18 protein-coding genes are annotated in these 18,603 nt (G+C 59.2%); 15 read left to right on the top strand and 3 right to left on the bottom strand.

Annotated elements, in window-relative coordinates:
• Positions 1–4: 4 nt before the first annotated feature.
• The 6 genes from GXP70_RS26865 (at position 5) to GXP70_RS26840 (ending at position 8,435) form a co-directional block, all read left to right on the top strand.
• Positions 5–838, top strand: coding sequence for a carbohydrate ABC transporter permease (locus GXP70_RS26865; protein WP_162359649.1), 834 nt, complete (start codon positions 5–7; stop codon positions 836–838).
• A 161-nt stretch (positions 839–999) separates the two neighbouring features.
• Positions 1,000–1,860 (top strand): phosphotransferase, encoded by an 861-nt coding sequence (locus tag GXP70_RS26860; protein ID WP_162359648.1) that lies wholly within the window; start codon positions 1,000–1,002, stop codon positions 1,858–1,860.
• A gap of 380 nt (positions 1,861–2,240) precedes the next feature.
• Complete coding sequence (locus tag GXP70_RS26855) at positions 2,241–3,221, top strand: ABC transporter permease (RefSeq protein ID WP_225442570.1); 981 nt, start codon at positions 2,241–2,243, stop codon at positions 3,219–3,221.
• A gap of 15 nt (positions 3,222–3,236) precedes the next feature.
• The gene (locus tag GXP70_RS26850) at positions 3,237–4,106 is read left to right on the top strand and encodes a carbohydrate ABC transporter permease (protein WP_162359647.1); all 870 of its coding nucleotides are present in this window, start codon (positions 3,237–3,239) and stop codon (positions 4,104–4,106) included.
• Between the two features lie 251 nt (positions 4,107–4,357).
• Positions 4,358–6,037, top strand: coding sequence for a type 2 periplasmic-binding domain-containing protein (locus tag GXP70_RS26845; protein ID WP_162359646.1), 1,680 nt, complete (start codon positions 4,358–4,360; stop codon positions 6,035–6,037).
• 121 nt (positions 6,038–6,158) lie between these two features.
• Positions 6,159–8,435 carry a helix-turn-helix domain-containing protein gene (locus tag GXP70_RS26840; protein ID WP_162359645.1) on the top strand — a complete coding sequence of 759 codons (2,277 nt, stop codon included), beginning with the start codon at positions 6,159–6,161 and terminating at the stop codon, positions 8,433–8,435.
• 131 nt (positions 8,436–8,566) lie between these two features.
• Here GXP70_RS26840 and GXP70_RS26835 read toward each other — a convergent pair whose 3' ends face one another.
• The gene (locus GXP70_RS26835; protein WP_162359644.1) at positions 8,567–9,646 is read right to left on the bottom strand and encodes a hypothetical protein; all 1,080 of its coding nucleotides are present in this window, start codon (positions 9,644–9,646) and stop codon (positions 8,567–8,569) included.
• 419 nt (positions 9,647–10,065) lie between these two features.
• Here GXP70_RS26835 and GXP70_RS26830 point away from each other — a divergent pair, with 419 nt between their 5' ends.
• Positions 10,066–11,379: a glycoside hydrolase family 140 protein gene (locus GXP70_RS26830; RefSeq protein ID WP_162359643.1), complete on the top strand. Its 1,314-nt coding sequence runs from the start codon at positions 10,066–10,068 to the stop codon at positions 11,377–11,379.
• A gap of 139 nt (positions 11,380–11,518) precedes the next feature.
• Positions 11,519–11,980, top strand: coding sequence for a GNAT family N-acetyltransferase (locus GXP70_RS26825; protein ID WP_162359642.1), 462 nt, complete (start codon positions 11,519–11,521; stop codon positions 11,978–11,980).
• A 90-nt stretch (positions 11,981–12,070) separates the two neighbouring features.
• Here GXP70_RS26825 and GXP70_RS26820 read toward each other — a convergent pair whose 3' ends face one another.
• The gene (locus GXP70_RS26820) at positions 12,071–12,424 is read right to left on the bottom strand and encodes a VOC family protein (protein WP_162359641.1); all 354 of its coding nucleotides are present in this window, start codon (positions 12,422–12,424) and stop codon (positions 12,071–12,073) included.
• A 160-nt stretch (positions 12,425–12,584) separates the two neighbouring features.
• On the opposite strand from GXP70_RS26820, the gene GXP70_RS26815 reads away from it, so the two are divergent.
• The 5 genes from GXP70_RS26815 to GXP70_RS26795 all read left to right on the top strand — a co-directional run bounded on the left by GXP70_RS26815 (position 12,585) and on the right by GXP70_RS26795 (position 16,455).
• Complete coding sequence (locus tag GXP70_RS26815) at positions 12,585–13,262, top strand: hypothetical protein (protein WP_162359640.1); 678 nt, start codon at positions 12,585–12,587, stop codon at positions 13,260–13,262.
• A 32-nt stretch (positions 13,263–13,294) separates the two neighbouring features.
• Complete coding sequence (locus GXP70_RS26810) at positions 13,295–13,552, top strand: hypothetical protein (RefSeq protein WP_162359639.1); 258 nt, start codon at positions 13,295–13,297, stop codon at positions 13,550–13,552.
• A 32-nt stretch (positions 13,553–13,584) separates the two neighbouring features.
• Complete coding sequence (gene yidC, locus GXP70_RS26805; RefSeq protein ID WP_162359638.1) at positions 13,585–14,316, top strand: membrane protein insertase YidC; 732 nt, start codon at positions 13,585–13,587, stop codon at positions 14,314–14,316.
• Between the two features lie 647 nt (positions 14,317–14,963).
• Positions 14,964–15,380, top strand: a complete 417-nt coding sequence (locus GXP70_RS26800) for an Rrf2 family transcriptional regulator (protein ID WP_162359637.1) — start codon at positions 14,964–14,966, stop codon at positions 15,378–15,380.
• A 208-nt stretch (positions 15,381–15,588) separates the two neighbouring features.
• A complete protein-coding gene (locus GXP70_RS26795; protein ID WP_162359636.1) occupies positions 15,589–16,455 on the top strand; it encodes an SDR family oxidoreductase in 867 nt (288 codons plus the stop codon).
• Between the two features lie 183 nt (positions 16,456–16,638).
• On the opposite strand, the gene GXP70_RS26790 is transcribed toward GXP70_RS26795, so the two are convergent.
• Entirely contained in the window at positions 16,639–16,989 is a 351-nt protein-coding gene (locus GXP70_RS26790) for a winged helix-turn-helix transcriptional regulator (protein ID WP_162359635.1), read from the bottom strand.
• A gap of 127 nt (positions 16,990–17,116) precedes the next feature.
• Between GXP70_RS26790 and GXP70_RS26785 the strand changes: the two genes are divergently transcribed.
• Entirely contained in the window at positions 17,117–17,470 is a 354-nt protein-coding gene (locus GXP70_RS26785; protein ID WP_162359634.1) for a DoxX family protein, read from the top strand.
• 87 nt (positions 17,471–17,557) lie between these two features.
• On the top strand, positions 17,558–18,325 hold the full coding sequence (locus GXP70_RS26780; protein ID WP_162359633.1) for a DODA-type extradiol aromatic ring-opening family dioxygenase: 768 nt from the start codon (positions 17,558–17,560) through the stop codon (positions 18,323–18,325).
• Positions 18,326–18,603: the final 278 nt, after the last annotated feature.

Below are 18,603 nucleotides of genomic sequence, written 5' to 3'. Positions count from 1 at the left end.
ATCGATGTCACCAAACGCAATCCGCAGAATCAAGAACTCCGCGACCCATATCTTCTTGGTGGTGTTCGGCTTGTTCTTCTTATCGCCGTTCCTATGGATTATCTCGACCGCGCTGAAGCCGGATGAGGAACTGTTCCTCTGGCCGCCGAAATGGATTCCGAGCCATCTCATGTGGAGCAACTTCCCGGACGCGATCAGCTACTTCCCGTTCTGGAGCTACCTGGGCAACACGCTGACGATTACGGCGCTCGCGACGGCCGGCGTGCTGTTCTCGTGCCCGATCGTCGCTTACAGCCTTGCGCGCATTCCATGGAAGGGCTCGAAGCCGCTGTTCGGCTTGACGCTGATCATCATGATGCTTCCGTATCAGGTTACGATGATTCCGATCTTCATCGTGTTCAAGAATCTCGGCTGGGTCGGCACGAACGTGCCGCTGTGGCTGCCGGCCTTCTTCGGCGCTCCGTTCTACATCTTCCTGCTGCGGCAGTTCTTCATGGGGCTTCCGAAGGAGCTGGAGGACGCGGGACGCATCGACGGCGCCTCGGAGCTTCGCATCTACTCTCAGATCATGCTGCCGCTCTGCAAGCCGGCTTTGCTGACAGTGGCGCTGTTCCAAGTCATGGGCAGCTGGACGGATTATCAAGGTCCGCTCATCTACTTGTCGGATGAATCGCAGTACACGCTGATGCTCGGCCTCTCCTCGTTCAAGACGCAGCACGGCGCGGAATGGCAGATGATGATGGCGGCAAGCGCCTTGATCACGGTGCCGATTATCCTCCTGTACTTCGGCGTGCAGAAGGCGTTCATCCGGGGGATCACGTTCTCCGGCATCAAATAACCGATTGCCGCCTAGCTGCCAATCCGACGATTGCGCGGCGGCGACGGGTGACGGATAATGGTGACGGAAAGCGTCACGGCTGGCAAGCCCGCTGGGGAGCACCCGGCGGGCTTGTCGTCTTGTGACCCGGAGAACGAGCAGAAGATGGGAGGAGCAAGGACATGCATTTGCATCCGCACTTCGAATTATCGCTTCACGATGACGGCGAACTGGCCGATATCCTTGGCAGTCCGGTGACGGAGCGGGCTTCCATTCACGAATGGCCGTTGTCCTGCGTGCAGCGGATTCGTACGGCGGACGGGCGCAGCTATATTTATAAGGTGCAGGCGCCGCCGACGCTGGAAGCCGAGTTCTATGCCCGGGCCCGTTCGCCGCTGCTCGCGGAGGCGAGCGCGATCGAGGTGAAGGGCCGTCCGCCCGCATTGCTCATGGCGGACATTGAGGCGCCGCGGCTGAGCGAGCTTCGTCCGCGGAAGGCGGAAGCAGCCGCGATCGCCGACGAGCTATTGGCCGGCATCGCCGCGATCGAGGGCGAGCTGCCGGCCATGGCGGACCTCCGCACGGAGGAGCGCTTCGCCGCGTATATCGGCGCCGCCTTGGACGATGTGCAGGCGTCGATCGACGACGGCAGCTTCGTCAAGACCGGCGAAGCCATGCTGGGCCGTCTCCGGCAATGGAGCGGAAGCGCGGCGATCCGGGAGGCGTTCCGCACGCCGTCCGGCTACGTTCATGCCGACCTGAAGGCCGACAATGTGCTGGCCGCGCCGGGCGGGTACATCATCCTCGACTGGCAGCGGCCGATTCTCGCGCCGGTCGCGCTGGACCGCGCGGCGCTGCTCCTCTCGCTCGGCGTCGAGCCTTCGGGCCTTGTCGAGCCCGGCATACTGCAGCTCTACCACTTTCTGCACCTCGCCTGGTTCGCGCAAGCGGGCCGGCGCTGGTTCCCGCAAGGCAAGCCGTGGTTCGACGGCATCATCGCGGGGATCGCGGGCGAGCTTGAACGCTTGCAGCAAGCGGATTGAACGGGAGAGCGGCCGCATGATATCCCGGCCGCAATTACAGCCGAACCGAGAACGCCCCAAGCATGGTCGCCGACCGCGCTTGGGGCGTCTTTGCGTTGCGCGGCGTCCTACCCGTTCGCAAGGCTCGCAAGAGGCAGCCCGTGAGCGCGCCCGTCTCCCTCGCCGAGAAGCCGCAGTGCGCATTCGGGACATTCGGGCGCGAATAAGCCCTTCATTAATAATAGGTCCTGCATATGCGGGAAAAGTCACTACTTCTCCGATGCGGGTGTTGGTATACTGAGGCTGTTTTCACTTAACCGCATTCCTTCAACCATGAATACCCAATAGGCATGAACGCCGTTCAGTCGAAGCCGTTCAGTCGAGAGAGAGAGGAGAATGATATGGAACTCACGGAACCGATGAAGTCCGAACCGGCGAAGCGGCGAAGACGCGCCAGCACAGGCAAGTCCGGACTGACGGCCGGGCTGAAGGGCGTCGTGAAGCATTGGCAGCTCACGCTGCTGCTGCTTCCGGTCCTGATCGCGATACTCGTCTTTTGCTATTTTCCGATGCTGTGGCTGGTGATCGCGTTCAAGGACTACAACATCGGGAAAGGCATTTGGGGCAGCCCGTGGGTCGGGTGGAAGCATTTCCACATGTTCTTCACGTACCCGGACTTTCTGCGGCTCATCCGGAACACGCTTGTCATCAGCCTGCTCAACCTGGCGTTCGGCTTCCCGGCGGCGATCCTGTTCGCGCTGCTGCTGAACGAGATCCGGCATTCGATCTTCAAGCGCACGGTGCAGACGCTGACGTATCTCCCGTATTTCATTCCGTGGACGATTATGGCGGGCTTCATCAGCCTGCTGTTCTCCATCGACGGCCTTATCAACGGCTTGCTGGAGGATATGGGCCTGCGCACCCACAACTTCCTGACGAACAATACGAACTTCATCGAATTGGTCATCGGCTCGGGCATATGGAAAGGCATGGGCTGGAGCTCGATCATCTATCTGGCGGCGATCGCTGGCGTGAATCCCCAGCTGTACGAGGCCGCGCTTATCGACGGGGCAAGCCGCTTCCAGCGGATCAAGTCGATCACGGTTCCGGCGATCATGCCGGTCATCGGGATCACGTTCATCTTGCAGGTCGGCGGGCTGATGTCGGCGAACTTCGACCAGCTGTTCAACCTGTACAATACGCAGGTGTACAAGGTCGCCGACGTCATCGACACGTATGTCGTCCGCATGGGCGTCTCGCAGCTGCAGTACAGCATCACGACGGCGATGGGACTGTTCAAGGGCGTTGTCGGCTTCGTGCTCATCATGCTGTCCAACTGGGTCATCCGCCTGACGAGCGACGGCGAAAATTCACTCTGGTAGAAGGAGGCGGGCGCTGTGGCAGGCCGCAAATCCACCTGGTTCGATTGGCTCAATTACGTCTTCATGGTTCTGCTCTGCTTCACGATGGTGTATCCGTTCCTGCATACGTTCTCGCTGTCGTTCAGTTCGCCGCTCGAGGCGGGCAAAGGCGGATTCATGTTCTGGCCGCGGGGCTTCCAGCTCGATACGTACAAGGGCTTGTTCCATGACGACGTCTTCTGGCGCAGCTACTTGAACATCGTCATCGTAACCGTCGTCGGCACCGTCGGCTGCCTGCTGCTGACGGCCGGCGCCGCGTATACGCTGTCGCTGCCCCACTATCCGTTCCGCAGGTTCATTACGATGATGATCGTCTTCACGATGTTCTTCTCCGGCGGCATCATTCCGAGCTACCTCTTGGTCAAGCAGCTGAACCTTATGGATTCCTGGATTCCGCTATGGGTGCCCGGGCTGATCGCCGGGTTCAACATCATTCTGCTCATCAACTTCTTCCGGCAAATCCCGGCCGAGCTGCGCGAGGCGGCCGTCATCGACGGGGCGTCCGACTTCGCGGTCTTCCTGCGGATCGTCATACCGCTCTCGAAGCCCGTGCTGGCGACGGTCGGACTGTTCCTCGCCGTCATGTTCTGGAACGACTGGTTCTCGGCCTACCTGTACATCAACGATCCGAACAAATACACGCTGCCGCTCATTCTGCGGAAGTACGTCGCCAACGCCGAGATGGATTCGCTCTCCGGCTTCATTCGCAGCACCAATAACCGGATTCTGCCGGGGCAGGTCAAGGCGACGGTCATTCTGGTCGGCGTGCTGCCGACGCTGATCATCTACCCGTTCATCCAGAAGTATTTCGTCAAAGGGGTGACGCTCGGCTCGCTCAAAGGCTAGCGGCGGGCGATGGCAGCGAGGTAAGCGCTGGGCGATAAGCAGAGGATACGGGCAGTGGTCGATGGCGGAAGGCGGCGGGCGGCGGAGTGCGCAAAGCGAATATAGGGGGCTTTTTCCGTTCATCCGCGTTCGGCAGCGCCCATGAGCACATAAATGCATAATCGTCCGTTATCCGCGACCGGTCCGTCATGGTACATTTCAGGCATGGTACACTTCAGGCGTCAACGATCAATCGAAGGGGAGGGTCACGAATGAATCGAGCAATGACGAAGACGAGAAGAGGCTTGATGCTCAGTTTCGCCGTCCTGATGACGGCCGGCATGGTCGGCTGCTCCGGCAATTCGAACTCGAACGGCGGCGATGGGGGGAACGGCAGCGGAAGCGCGGCGGCGAACAACGGAGGAGGCAGCGCGGCGGCCGCGAACGGCGCAGGCTCGACGAACGCGGGCAATGCGGCGGAGCCGGCGCCGGCAGACAAGACGTATGAAATCAAGTATCACGGCTCGTTCCAGTTGGACGGCATGAAGCAGGATTCGGACGTCGAGCAGGCGATCGAGAAGAAATTCAACGTCAAGATCGACCTCGTCAATGCGAAGATGGACAAAATCAACCTGCTCGCCGCCTCCAACGACCTGCCGGACATTATCCGCATCGCCGACCCGAAGGACGTCGCGACGCTCGCAAGCTCGGGCATGCTGCTAGAGCTGCCGGAAAGCCTGCTTCAAGAGCAGATGCCCGACGTCATCAATTCCTTGAATCAGGTCGACCAGGGCTTATGGGGCTTGACCAAGGTTGAGAGCAAGAACTACGCGATTCCGCAATATCTGACGGTCGTGCCGTGGGATTCCGCGATGACGTTCCGCAAGGATATTCTGGATGCCGCCGGCATTGCCGACGTGCCGGCGACGATCGATCAATACGACGCCGCCTTCAAAGCGATCAAGGCGGACGAGAAAGCGATCGCCGCCACGACGAGCCCGGGCGTGAAGAAGCTGTACATGTTCGGCGGAGCCGACATGCAATACGGCTGGAACGCCTGGTCGTGGCTGTTCGGCGCGTACGGCTCGATGCCGGACACATGGCAATTGGACGCGAACGGCAATGTCGCGCGCGGAGAGACGCTGCCGGGCACGAAGGACGCGCTGGCCAAACTCCGCGAATGGTACGCCGCGGGCTATATCGATCCGGCGTTCGTCACGGACAAAGGCGATCAATACGGCGCCAAGTACAACACCGGCACGTACGTCATGGGCACGCGCGGCTTGAACCAAATCAGCTCGCCCAACACGGACGACCTGCAGAAGAACATTCCGACCGTGCAGTACGTGAATGCCAAATCCCCGGCGGGACCGAACGGCGATGCGGGCGTCTGGTCCTGGGGCAAACGCCAGAATTTCGTCGGCATCTCCGCGAAGCTGAAGGACGACCCGGACAAAGTGAAGAAAATCCTCTCCATGCTCAATACGATCGCCACGGACGAGGAGCTGTACAAATTGACGCACTGGGGCATCGAGGGCAAATCGTATAAGCTGACGGACGGCATTCCGGTGGCGATCCAGCCTTACGACAACGATAAATCGCCGGAGACCGCCGCGCTCGGCGTCGGCTCGATGGACGGCCAGGGCGGGTCGCTGTTCGGACCGTTCGGCAACATCGATCTGGTCAAGAAATATATGGATCCGAAGCTGGTCGAGGCGACTAACCAATATTACACCGGCAAGCCGGACGTCATCTTCATGCTTCCGCTGCCGTCGACGGCGACGACGGAGCAGCGCATCATCGACAAGTGGAACGAGACGTTCACGAAGATCGTCATCGGCGAAGCGCCGCTCAGCGCCTACGACGATTTCCTGAAATGGTTCAAGGATAACGGCGGCGAGCAGCTGACGAAGGAAGCGAACGATCTCTACGCGGCGAATTTCAAATCATAACGGCTGTTTCGTTAAGGAAGACCGGCGAGAATCCGGTCTTCCTTAGGCCGTTCTCCGGTATAATGGACATAAGCGAAGAGAGCGAATCAGCAAAAGTTATGCACGGAGAGGGGCATATCTATTGAAGAGGAAACGTCGCTTATTGAACAATATTTATACGAAGCTGCTCATCGTGCTGCTGTGCATCGCCATCATTCCGTCCGTGCTGGCCAGCATCTTGTCCTATCAGGTCTCGATCGGCAATGCCAAGAAGCAGAGCGAAGCGTACAGCAGGCAGCTGCTCGCGGAGATGGTGAGCGCGAACGATACGACTTTCCAGCAAATGCAGGCGTTCATCTACGAGATCATGATGAATTTCAATTTCTACGGCAGCGTCCTGTCGAAGGTGCCCTACTCCGCCGCTTACCTGGACGTGCGTTCGGAGCTCGACCGCAAGCGGCAAGCCTACCAGAACCATATCAAGAATTTCGCGCTCGTCGATCTCCGCTCCCAACGGATGATTTCGTCCGTGGACGGGATCGCCGTCTATGAGTTTGACGATTTCCGCAGCAAGGTGGACGCCAAGCTGATGGATATGATATTCAATCCCGATGCCAACGACGTGCCGAACGACCTCGTCCTGCGCCGCACGAGCAAGAACGAGAGCGTCTTGACTTACATCGCGAGATACGGCTTAGCCAATAACGTAAGCGGATACATTGCGGTCGATATCGACGCGGCGAAGCTGACCCGTCCGGACGCAAGCGGCCAGTACGGCTATTTGTTCGTCCGCAACAGCCACGGGATGCTGCTGACCGACCGGAACAAGGACGTCTACGAAGCGGCGCACGCCAGCGGGACGACGGACCGTTATGTCGTCATCTCGCAGAAGTCGTCCGTCTCGGACCTGCAGTACGAATACGTCGTCTCGAAAGCAACCATTACGAAGAACAACCGGATTCTGCTCTGGAGCATTCTCTCCATCTGCCTCGTCCTCATTATTCTGGGAGCGCTGGCCGCCTGGATGAGCTCGAACAACATTTACAACCCGCTGCGCGAGCTGCTGCGGTACCTCCGCAATCTGTCCGGCGACCGGACGCAGCCGGAGCCGGCTGCAAGGCTGAACGAGATCAACTACCTGGAACAGCTGTTTAACCGCATGAATCATCAGAATCAAACCTATATGAAGACGATCCGCATGAACCAAGGCATGTTCAAGCAGCGTCAGCTGAGCTGCCTGCTGACCGGCAATGTGAGCGGCTTCGCGCAGCTGGAAGTGCCGGAGCCGATGCGGATAGCGTTCCCGCACGACAGCTTCGTCTGCTTCGCGATCGAGCTGGAGGACGTCGCGGATTTCAAGCAGAAATTCACGCCGCTCGAACAGGAGCTGATGTACTATTCGATCGAGAATATCGCGGAGGAGTCGTTCGGCAGCCGGGGCGTCGCCGTGGCGGGGCGCCAGGAGCCATACCGGATCGCCGTGCTGCTCAATTACGACGCCGCGCGGAACGGGCAGCCGGAGCTTCCGGTCGAATGGAGCCGTCAGGTGCAGTCCGATCTGGAACGGTACTTGCATATCCTGGTCAGCATCGGCATCAGCGGCAGCGGCGCGCATATGCAGGCCATCAAGGGCTGTTACGATCAAGCGATGCACGCCGTCTCGCACAAGGCGTATTTCGGCAAGGGCAGCATCGTGCACGACCCGATCGTGGCGCAGATGGATACGAACCGGGAATTCGACGCGAGCGTCATCCCTTGGAACGAGATCAAGGATCACCTGAAGATCAGCTTCCGGCTCAACGAGTGGGACAGAATCATCGCCTGCATCGACGAGATTATCGGCAAGGTGTCTTACGTGAGCGTGACGCCGTCCGACTTGCAGTTCGTGTACTTGCAATATTTGTCGTGCTTATCGGATACATGCGTCGAGTTCTCGCTGCAGCTGCAGGACGTCTTCGGGGACCGCTTCTACATGGACCGCCGCCTCGCCCGCCTGTCGACGATGAAGGAAGTGCATGCGCAGATGGCCGCGCTCGCCCGCAGCCTGTTCGAGAAGCTGGAGGAGAAGAAGTCGCATGTCCATCAGGAGATGATCGAGAAAATTCTCGTCCATATCCACGCGCATATCGACCGCAACTTGACGATCGAATCCATCGCGGAGAAAGTGTTCATGCATCCCGCGTACCTGAGCCGGATTTGCAAGACGATCACGGGGCTCAGCCTCGGCGAGCAAATCGTGCAGGCCAAGATCGGCAAAGCGAAGGAGCTGCTGACCGGGACGCAGGTGACGGTCGGCGATATCGCGGAGCGGCTCGGCTACACGACGCCCAGGGCGTTCTACCGCATCTTCAAGGATTACACCGGGTTCACGCCGAGCGACTACCGCAAGCAGGAGGGGCTGCGGAAGATCATCGAATAGCTGCGGCCGACGCGCAAATTAAACCATCAGAAGCACGTATCGCGCTTCATACGACCTACCGACGACAAAAACGGCTTTCCCATTCAGCGGGAAAGCCGTTTTGCGAATTGTATGGCGATGAACCCGTCGACCTATTCGACGACGACGTTCGCGTACTTATGCGTGATCAGCGCGTCCTCGAGCTTCGCTTTCCATTCCGCCCTGTGCTCGCAGTTCGGCGACAGGACGATGCGGCGCAGCTTGTCCGCCTGGAAGGCGAGCGGGAGCTGCTTCTTCTGCTGGTTGAACAGCTTCTTGTTCTGCGGCAGCAGGACGGCGCGCACTTCGTTCTCTTGACGGGCGGCGTTGTCCTTGACCAGAACGCTTCTGAGGTCGATCCAGGTCGCTTGAATCATCTCCGGATTCTGCTTCAGAATTTGCTTGATCTCCAGCTTCGTCGGCGGCTTCTGGCCGGTTTCCTTGCGGAACGTCGTCGTGAAGTCCTCGACGATATAGCCGTGGATGAAGTTGACCGTGTCGACCGTTTCCTTCTGGCTGTACAGGTCGAGCGGCGTGTACGATTCTTCGCTGGCGCGGTTGTCTTCGATCAGGCCCGCAAGCACGTCATGGATGACGTTCGTGTAAGCCAACTGCTGCTTCTCGAGCTTCTCGATGTACGCGGCGAGAATATCGGCGAAGGTCGCATCGGATTCTTGCGCGATGCTGTCCATGAACTGCGTCATGTCGTCGCCGTTGTCCGCCAGCAGCCTCTTCACTTTCGCGGAATCGGTGTAATGCACTTTATTGAACAGCAGCTGGAAGCCGTGGGAAGCGCTCAGCGGGTTCGATTCGAACTCGAAGGCGATCTCGCCGCCGGCCGCGCCCGAGAACGCGCCGGCTTCTTCGCTGAAGCTGGTCATGTAGCTGTGCTGCTTCAGCATGCCGGCCAGCGAGCCTCCGAGGGAGACGCCGTTCTGGTAAGCGACTTTGCGCAGCTGAGCGGCCAGGAACGTATGCGTGAAAAATTGCTTGTGGTTTAAGTTCGGCGTTTGACGCATCAATTTAAGCGCTTGCTTGAAGGTAGCGATCAAATCTTGCGTGTAATGCAGGCGATTGAATTCGTTCAGATAGAACAACGCGTCATCGTGATCGCCGACGCGGGTCAGCAACAGCTCCTTGGAGCTCAAAATGCTTGCGGCGCTGTTGATATCTTTTGTGTAATGTACAATCATGTCAGGTGCTCCCTTTTCCCATATGAAAATAATCTGGTACTCACTACATTATGCAGTAATTCGCTGGTTCTGTCCCCTATGAATGCATTGGGCAACACGACAGTATTCGACAGTTCTGGAAAATATCCTGCCTTGCGGCGGAATCTCCGTAAGCCCATTCCATTTTACCATAAGAAAGGCGCCATTCCAGCATGATGAGACAAGTTTACCGAAGTTTCCCGAGGCTCGCAACTTTTTGAGTCGAATCGCAGGGAAAAAAGCGTCCGGCTTGCGGTTGAAGCGGGGATATGGACCGTTGCATGTTCGATATACATTGTATACATTTTGAATAGACAGCGCTTTCTTGCCATGCTATATTGCGGAGTGAAACGCAGGAATGGATCAGAATTTGCCATTATGAACAAGCGGAGGGGAACAACATGCCGGCACAAGCTTCTTTGCCATGGTTGAAAGTCAGCGAGAATCGGCGCTATCTCGTCACGGAGGACGGAGAACCCTTCTTCTGGCTCGGCGATACGGCCTGGGAATTGTTTCACCGGGCGACGCGCGAGGACGCGGCCCATTATCTCGCCAATCGCGCGGAACGGGGCTACACCGTTATTCAAGCGGTCGCGCTTGCGGAATTCGGAGGCTTGACGAAGCCGAACGCCTACGGCAGAGTGCCGCTCCATAAGCGGAACGGCGCGTTCGACCCGGCTTCGCCGGACACGGACGCGGAGCCGGGCGGGAGTACGTATTGGGATCATGTCGATTATATCGTCGACCTGGCGGCCGAGCACGGCCTGTACGTCGCGCTCCTGCCGACGTGGGGAGACAAGTATCATATCGCCTGGGGCGAGGGACCGGATATTTTCACGCCGGACAACGCGAGAACGTACGGCCGCTGGATCGGCGAACGGTATCGGGACCGCTCCAACGTCATATGGGTGCTCGGCGGCGACCGGCAGCTTGTACAGCGCAGGCATTTCGAGATCGTCTGCGCCATGGCGGAAGGAATTGCGGACGGGGACGGCGGGCGCCATCTGCGCACCTTCCATCCGAACGGCGGACAGTCGTCCTCGCATCATGTCCATGACGAGCCTTGGCTCGACTTCAACATGATTCAATCCGGCCACGGGCACGGCGAACGGGACAATTACAAGCTCGTCGCAGCCGATTACGCGCGCACGCCGGTCAAGCCGACGCTGGAAGCGGAGCCCTGCTACGAGGATCACCCGCGCAACTTCAATCCCGTCAACGGGTATTTCGACGAGGCGGACGTGCGCAAAGCCGCTTACTACGGTATTCTGTCCGGCGGCCTGGGCATTACATACGGGCATCATTGCGTTTGGTCGTTCAACGCGGAGCCGACGAGCGTATTCGTCATGCCGTGGAGGAACGCCATTCTGCGTCCCGGCGCCGCGCAAATGCAGCATGTGCGGCAGCTGGCGGAATCCCGCCCGATGCTGGAGCGCGTGCCGGATCAAGGGCTGCTCGCCGCCAACGAGGAAGGCGCCAACTACGCCGCGGCGGCCAGGGGCGAACGCCATGCCTTCATCTATTCCCCGAACGGCCTGGCGCTGCAGGTAGCGATGGGCCGGATCGCCGGCGACGAAGTGACCGCGTCCTGGTTCGATCCGCGCACGGGCGAATCGACGCCGATCGGGCAGTTCCCGAACACGGGCGAGAGGAAGTTCCTGCCGCCGATGGCCGGCAGGGGCAACGACTGGGTGCTCGTGCTGGACTCGCTCTAGGCTCGGCCAACGGAAGAGGAGACGAAGGCCATGCGGTGCTCGTCATCGGAAGAGCCCGGCCGGGCAGCGCAGCGGGCGCGATCTGAAGCCGCACGTGGTATAATGGCGCAGAGACAACAAGCAAAGGTGGTCATTCGCTATGTTAATTCCTATCGCGCCGCGGCTCGGCGAGGCCGAGATCCAAGAGCTGCTCGGCTGGTCGGTCTTTCCCGATCCGGAGAGCCTGCAGCGGGCGGTCGACTTGTACGCGAACGGCAAGGCGCATACGCTGCTCGGCCTCGAGTCCGAGGGCCGTATAATCGGCTTGATCGGCTATTGCCGCCCGAACGCCGATACGATCGAAATCGCGCATATCGCGGTGACGCCCGAGGAACGGTACAAAGGCTACGGCAGAGGGCTCATTCTGGAGCTGCTCGCCATGGAGAATCCGGCTGTGCTCGTGGCGGAGACGGACGAGGAAGCGGTCGATTTCTATCGGAGCAGCCGCTTCACGGTCGAGAGCCTCGGCGAGAAATACGGCGTGGAACGGTTCAAATGCACGTACGACCCGGCAGCCTTCGAAGACGAGGCCGAGGATGAAGACGAAGACGAGAATGCATGAGGCGCTCCTCGCGCAATAAGCATGACGAGAGAAGAGCTGCCGCGGCAGCTCTTCTCTCGCAATTGCCGGACGTTCGGTCATCCGTTCCGCTCAGCCCTCAAGGTCGAAGGCCGTGGGATGCAGCGGCTGATAAATCGGGAGATCGGCGCCGCTGGGAAGCGTGACAGAGGCAAGAAGCCCCCACCGCTGGTTGACCGGCTCCGAAACCGTGACGCCGTTCGCGGTTAATTGCGCCATCGTCTTCCCGATATCGTCGCACATCAAATAAAACTCGTGCTTGCTTGGTCCATCCGTCGGATGCACGGCAATCTCGGAAGGCGGCAGCTTGAAGATCAACCATCCGCCGCCGGCGTCAACGCCTGCGAATTGGAGCACGTCCCGGATGAACGCTCGGTCGGCCTCCGCGTCGGCGCTATACAAAATAACATGCGATGCGTTGAACATCGTTTTATCCTCGCTCCCATGGAATGATGGATTCCTTACTATTATTGCCCTCGGCGACCTAACGATGCAATGGATTCGCGACAGGCGTAATACCGACGACGGCGTGCCGGGCCAGAACAAGAGCGGCAATGTGTCAAACCGATAAGGAGGGGTTGTCGAGATGAAGCTGCTGCATCGCATTTCGGAAGATGAGGTCATTGCCGAATTTCTGAGAGCCGAAATCGATTCCGCCCGATTCGCGGAAGGCATTGTCCGAGCGCTCGGGGACGTCGACGTTAGCGTGATCAGAGAGCCGGATTTGAACGACGGCGAGCAGAATCGAATTCGGAAGCAAGTATTAGGCGAAGTAAGAGGTTACGGCCGGGATGCGAGCTTATTCGAGAACTTCCCGGACGAGGTCGAATGGTACGCCGCCGTTATGTCGAGAGAAGAGCTCTCGTCCGTGATGTATATCGATTACAGCTATTGGAACGAGCTTTCGCGCATGTCGAGACTTCCGGGCGATGCTGCCCAAACGATCCGGAGCGGTATTGAAATATACGGCGTAAGCAATGACGGATTCCTAGCGATCGGCGAGGCAATCAAGCGCTGCAAGACGTTTCCGAGACTGATTCTGGTCGCCTGCAATGCACGCTCCCGCATCGTCGTATTGGAAGGTCATGCCAGGCTGACGGGCTACTTCCTTGACCGCGAACGCATTCCGGCGGAGCTCGAAGTCATGATCGGCTATTCGGAACGGTTTGCGGCTTGGGGATTGTACGGAGCGCAATCCGCCGACGGGACGAAGTCTCGTCCGCCTGAAGGCCGATGCGCTCCGCTTCGCAATGGACTAGAATGAACGAATCGATTGAACGGAAGGGGGTATGATCATTGTTCGAGCTGCATGACGCGCTGCTGTATGCGATGTCCGTCTGTTCGCTGGTGTCGCTGGCGTGCTTGTACCTCGCCTGGGCGCCGGCGGCGTCGCTCGTCGACTGGACGGCGGTCCGCGAAACGCGGATGGCGCCTGCGCGGATTCGGCTGCCGCGTGGCATGACGCCGACCCGCAGGCAGCGCTTCGCCAGGCTGACGAAGCGCAAGACGGCGCCTGACGACGATTCATCCCCGTGCGCAGCCCTGTTGAATTAGCCGCATCCTATTCAACAGGGAGGATATAAAGAATGGAACAGAATTATTTGCAAATCGGTGTTTTTCATCAGTACGTCGTGGAGCCTTTCTCTTGGCTGATCGATCATTTCGCCGGTTGGTTCGGGGGCAGCTTCGGCTTGGCGCTCATTGCGATTACCGTCCTTGTCCGGCTGGCGTTAATGCCGATCATGATCAACCAATTCAAGAAGCAGCAGATCATGAGAGCGAAGCTGGCGGCGATGCAGCCCGAGCTCGATGCCATTAAGGGCAAATACGCCGGCAGCAAGGAACAAGACGCGCGGGGCAAGCTAAGCGAGGAAACGATGGCGGTCTACGGCAAGCATGGCTACAATCCGCTCGCGATCGGCTGTCTGCCGATGCTGCTGCAGCTTCCGGTCCTTTCGGGGCTGTATTACGCGATCCGGTCGAATCCGGAGCTCGCGCATCACAATTTCCTGTGGTTCCAGCTCGGAAGCTCGGACCTCGTCCTTCCGTTCCTGGCGGCGGCCGTTTACCTGCTGCAAGCGGTCATCGCGAGAGCGGCGCAGCCGCCGGCGAACGCGCAGCAGGGAATGGGCTGGATCGTCTATTTGTCCCCGGTCATGATGGGGATCTTCTCGTTCACCGCGCCGGCCGCGCTGCCGCTCTATTGGTGCGTCGGCGGCTTGATCATAATTGCGCAGACGCTGCTCGCCAAGCGGCTGTATCCGGCATCGGCAGCGGATGCTCTCGCGCCGGCCGCCGCCAATGTTCAGGAGGCGTAAGGTCCTGCTATAGCAGCGATTGCGAAGAACGAAGCACGAAAAACGAAGAACGAAGAACGAAGAACGAAGAATGAAGACGAAGGGCTGCCGCGGCAGCCCTTCGTTCAGTTTGTTGAGCAATATACGCTGCTACGGGCAGGCCCGTGGCAAACTGCGCCCTGGCGCACGACCAGATCCTGCTGCCGCTTCGCCGGCGCGGTATGGACTGCTGTAACCGTTTCGAACCGGCCGGCTTCACGACGGCTGGTTCGCGGTGCATCCGTCGGTGCCAAGGAAGCCAAGGAAGCCAAGGAAGCCAAGGAAGCCGAGGAAGCGGACAGGAGATCCGTTATACGCTTCTTTATGACGTTTTTTCGTATGCTGGCGGACAGGAGATCCGTTAAATCAGCCGATTAACATGTTTTCGATGTCATTCGTGCACATTAACGGATCCTGTGTCCGTGCGCTCTCCCAAAAGCCCGATTCCGCCCAAATAGCGGAACCTCTGTCCGCGAGTCTTAGAAGGGGACCTAAGCGAACGGCAGGCGGCGTTCATTTGACAAATCGTTTCGTAGTAACTAAAATGGTTACAACGGAGCGGATAAGGCTGCGTTCGCAGCCCGTTATCCAATCCGGCGGCATCCCGTCATCAGGTGGTGAGCACATTAATGAAACAAATCAGCAGCCGGTTCTCCATTGCCGTGCATATCCTCTCGCTCATTGCGGTCAGTCCGAACGACTGCACCGGCGACTACATTGCGGGCAGCGTGAATACGAATCCCGTTATCGTTCGCCGAATCATGGGCATGCTCAAGAAGGCCGGCCTCATCGATATCCGGCCGGGCGTCGGCGGCGCTTCGCTGCTGAAGGAGCGGGATCAAATCACGCTGCTCGACGTGTATCGCGCCGTTGAAGTCGTCGCGGACGGCCGTCTGTTCAACTTCCACGACGCTCCGAATCCCGCTTGTCCCGTCGGTCGCAGCATCGAAGCGGCGCTGGGCGCGGAGATGACGGAAGCCCAGCTTGCGATGGAGCAGCGGCTGGCGCAGACGCGGCTGAGCGATTTGACGGAGCGGTTTGCGTAACTCCGGGAGGCGTAGGCGGCGTTCTTCGGACCGCCGGTTCAGACTGGATGATCATAACTTCCATTGATGCATGAGCTTGATGCGCAAGGTATGGGTGGAAGTTTTTTCATGCCACAGTTGTAACCGAATCGGTTATATCGGTGGCGATATACATGGCAAGTGTTCGCAGCATTACCATTTCATAATCACGAAACGGGAGGAATTTATCATGACAATTCTAGTGACGGGCGCGACAGGGAAATTAGGAGCTTTGGTCGTCGAGCATCTGCTGGCATCCGTGCCGGCGAAGGAGCTGGCCGTGAGCGTGCGGCAGCCCGAGAAAGCGGCAGGACTGCTCGCCAAGGGCGTTGACGTGCGTTACGGCGACTTCGACAAGCCGGAATCGCTGACAGCCGCTTTTGCCGGCATCGACCGCTTGCTGATCGTCTCGGCGGACGGCGACAACGATACCCGTATACGCCAGCACGGCAACGCCGTCGAAGCGGCGAAGCGCGCTGGCGTAGGCTTCATCGCCTATACCAGCTTGGCCAATGCCGCCGAGAGCGCGAATTTCCTCGCGCCGGTGCATCGTTACACCGAGGAAGCCATCCGGAATACCGGTATCCCATATGCGTTCCTGCGCAACAATTGGTACCTGGAGAACGAGACGAGCAGCATTCAGGCGGTGCTCGGCGGGGCGCCATGGCTGACCTCCGCGGGTTCCGGCAAAGTAGGCTGGGCGGCGAGGAACGACTACGCGCAAGCCGCGGCTGCCGTGTTGACGGGAGAAGGGCACGCCAACCGGACGTATGAACTGTCCGGCAAGCCGCTGACGCAGGCGGAATTCGCGGCGGTCGTCGCCGGCGTGCTGGGACGCGAAGTTCCGGTGCAGCAGGTGGACGACGCGGCGTACGGCGAGATTATGGCCGGTGCGGGCGTGCCGGAAGCGGTCGTTCCGTTCCTGATCGCGATTCAGGCGGGCATTCGCAGCGGATCGCTCGATATCGAGAGCGGCGATCTGGAGCAGCTGCTGGGCCGGCCGGCCGAAACGGCGGCAGCGGCGGTTCGCCGAATCGTGAACGGTCTGGCCGATTAAACGGCGCGTTAACGCAGCAAGGTCTCCCGTTCGGACGGTTTCGTCCGAGGGGAGACCTTGTTCTTCGTGAGGCGCTTCATTGCAACGGCGAGGCAGCGGCAGGACACCGCCTAGTCGAAGGCCATTTTTTCAAGCCTCGTTCGGCTTCGCTTCTAGCCTCGATTCAGGCCTCGTTTCAAGCATTCATTCCGCCACTTGCTCCGACGCTTCGCCGCCGTACTTCTGCTCCAGATGAAGCATATGCTTCTGTCCCCAGTCATGCATCAATTCGATGATCGGGAACAGCGTCTGTCCGTAATCCGTGATGGAGTATTCCACCTTCGGGGGAATTTGCAGATAGACTTCGCGGTGCACGACGTCGTGATATTCAAGCTCGCGCAGCTGCGAGGTGAGCATTTTCTTCGTAATGTCGGGAATCGCCTTCTGCAGCTCGCTGAACCGCAGCGTGCCGCCGATGCCGAGGTGATAGAGGATGACCGGCTTCCATTTGCCGTTCAGAATATCGATCGCCGTCGTTGCTTTGCATTCTTCCAAGTCGAGACCTCCTCTATGGTATCCGAAATGATACTAGGATACATTAAAGTGCCTACTTTATAAAAGTAAGTTTATTATCGTATTATACGCCTATAAACCTCAATCGCACAAGGGAGTGGGTATCGGGATGAATATTGCATTGTGGATCGGGCAGATTTTGCTGGGACTGATGTTTCTGATGGCGGGCGTGTCGAAGACGTTCCAGTACGAGAAGACGAAAGCGAAAATGCCGTGGGTGAAGGACTTCGGCAAAGGGATGGTGCTGTTCATCGGGTTCGCGGAGCTGCTGGCGGGCATCGGGTTTATTTTGCCGCAAGCGCTGGATGTATGGCCATGGCTGACGGGAGCCGCAGGCATCGGCATCGCCGTTATTATGGTGCTCGCCGCCATGTATCACGCCCGGAAGCGAGAGAACGGCGCGATCGTCATGAACGTCGTGCTGCTGGCGATCGGCGTATTTATTGCGATCGGCCGTCTATAATGAAGAAAAGATTGCAGCGATCGCATGTCTGTGCGATTCCGTCACGATCGAACGCTGCCTGCAAACCGAATAGGAGCTGAGCGAATAATGCTGCCATCATTGTTTATATGCCACGGTTCGCCGATGATGGCCGTGGAGGAATCGCCGTATACCGCGTTTCTGCGGGAGACCGGCCGCCGATTCAAGCCGCGGGCGATCGTTATTTTCAGCGCGCACTGGGAGGCGCGGACGACGACGATTTCGTTCGCGGAAGGCCCGCTGCCGACGATTTACGATTTCGGCGGGTTCCCGGACGAGCTGTACCGGATGACGTATCCCGCCCCGGGCTCGCCTGCAATCGCGGCCGAGGTGGAGGAGCGGTTCCGCCAAAGCGGCATCGGGACGGAGCGGGACGTCGGACGCGGCCTGGATCACGGCTCGTGGGTGTTCCTTCGCCATATGTATCCGAACGCGGATATCCCGGTCGTGACGATTTCCGTCCATCCGTTCCTGCCGGCCGCGCAGCAGATCGCGATCGGCGCGGCGCTTCGCGGTCTCGGCGAGAGCGATATCCTCGTGATCGGGAGCGGCACGACGGTGCACAATTTCGGCGAGATCAAGTGGAAGCAGGAGCACGCGGAGCCGTGGGCGGTCGAATTCGACGCCTGGATCGTCGACAACGTCACTCGCCGCGACACCGATGCGCTGGCGAATTACGAACGGCTCGCGCCGCATGCGAGACGCGCCGTGCCGCGCGCGGAGCATTTCGTTCCGCTGCTGCTCGCCTACGGCAGTTCATCGGGAACCGCCGTGCCGCGCGTGCTGTTCGAAGGCTTCCAGATGGGCACGTTCAGCCTGTTGTGCCTGGAAATGTAATATGAGCGGACCCGCCGAAGGCTGACGGCCATCAAGCGCTGTCGCACTTCGCGCAGGGAGCTGCGCTTCATTAGACAAGTCCGCCCGCGGCCGCATGAGCCGGCATCGTCTCCATAAGGGGAAGATGCCGGCTTTCGTCGTGTTTTTGTCGTGCTTCGTCATGACTTCGTTATGCTTTCGTCGTCCTATCGTCGTCCGCTCGGCAGGAGAATGACACCGCTTACGCGAATACCCCCAATAATGGGATTAAGAAGTGGAGAAAATACAATGAAGCGGCG

This window comes from Paenibacillus lycopersici, assembly GCF_010119935.1.
Classification (GTDB): domain Bacteria; phylum Bacillota; class Bacilli; order Paenibacillales; family Paenibacillaceae; genus Paenibacillus_Z; species Paenibacillus_Z lycopersici.
Note: the sequence above shows the minus strand (reverse complement) of the source record. Positions and strands in the feature narration are given on the sequence as shown.

Excerpts from the sequence above, each read along its gene's own strand:
- yidC (WP_162359638.1), top strand. The coding sequence starts at position 13,585 with ATGGAACAGAATTATTTGCAAATCGGTGTTTTTCATCAGTACGTCGTG.
- GXP70_RS26820 (WP_162359641.1), bottom strand. The coding sequence starts at position 12,424 with ATGTTCAACGCATCGCATGTTATTTTGTATAGCGCCGACGCGGAGGCC.
- GXP70_RS26855 (WP_225442570.1), top strand. The coding sequence starts at position 2,241 with ATGGAACTCACGGAACCGATGAAGTCCGAACCGGCGAAGCGGCGAAGA.
- GXP70_RS26825 (WP_162359642.1), top strand. The coding sequence starts at position 11,519 with ATGTTAATTCCTATCGCGCCGCGGCTCGGCGAGGCCGAGATCCAAGAG.
- GXP70_RS26860 (WP_162359648.1), top strand. The coding sequence starts at position 1,000 with ATGCATTTGCATCCGCACTTCGAATTATCGCTTCACGATGACGGCGAA.
- GXP70_RS26865 (WP_162359649.1), top strand. The coding sequence starts at position 5 with ATGTCACCAAACGCAATCCGCAGAATCAAGAACTCCGCGACCCATATC.
- GXP70_RS26785 (WP_162359634.1), top strand. The coding sequence starts at position 17,117 with ATGAATATTGCATTGTGGATCGGGCAGATTTTGCTGGGACTGATGTTT.
- GXP70_RS26795 (WP_162359636.1), top strand. The coding sequence starts at position 15,589 with ATGACAATTCTAGTGACGGGCGCGACAGGGAAATTAGGAGCTTTGGTC.
- GXP70_RS26835 (WP_162359644.1), bottom strand. The coding sequence starts at position 9,646 with ATGATTGTACATTACACAAAAGATATCAACAGCGCCGCAAGCATTTTG.
- GXP70_RS26780 (WP_162359633.1), top strand. The coding sequence starts at position 17,558 with ATGCTGCCATCATTGTTTATATGCCACGGTTCGCCGATGATGGCCGTG.
- GXP70_RS26830 (WP_162359643.1), top strand. The coding sequence starts at position 10,066 with ATGCCGGCACAAGCTTCTTTGCCATGGTTGAAAGTCAGCGAGAATCGG.
- GXP70_RS26815 (WP_162359640.1), top strand. The coding sequence starts at position 12,585 with ATGAAGCTGCTGCATCGCATTTCGGAAGATGAGGTCATTGCCGAATTT.
- GXP70_RS26800 (WP_162359637.1), top strand. The coding sequence starts at position 14,964 with ATGAAACAAATCAGCAGCCGGTTCTCCATTGCCGTGCATATCCTCTCG.
- GXP70_RS26845 (WP_162359646.1), top strand. The coding sequence starts at position 4,358 with ATGAATCGAGCAATGACGAAGACGAGAAGAGGCTTGATGCTCAGTTTC.